This window comes from Plantibacter sp. MMLR14_011, from assembly GCF_001865025.1.
Lineage (GTDB): Bacteria > Actinomycetota > Actinomycetes > Actinomycetales > Microbacteriaceae > Plantibacter > Plantibacter flavus_A.
Window position 1 is genome coordinate 1 of the sequence record NZ_MJGW01000014.1, and the last position, 270, is coordinate 270.

General features: G+C 65.9%; 1 protein-coding gene. It reads left to right on the forward strand.

Going from position 1 to position 270, the window contains the following annotated elements:
- Window positions 1-270: aldehyde dehydrogenase family protein (locus tag BIU99_RS08370; protein ID WP_139205385.1), on the forward strand; the 270-nt coding region annotated here is incomplete at both ends.

The window sequence follows — 270 nt, forward strand, 5'->3', positions numbered from 1 at the left end:
GAGCTGGCGGAGATCATCACCGCGGAGCACGGCAAGGTCGTCTCCGACGCGCTGGGTGAGATCACCCGTGGGCAGGAGGTCGTGGAGTTCGCGACCGGTCTCGCGCACCACCTCAAGGGTGAGTTCTCCGAGCAGGTCTCGACCGGTGTCGACGTGTACTCCACGAAGCAGCCGCTCGGGGTGGTGGGCATCATCTCGCCGTTCAACTTCCCCGCGATGGTGCCGATGTGGTTCTTCCCGATCGCGATCGCGGCCGGGAACACGGTCGTG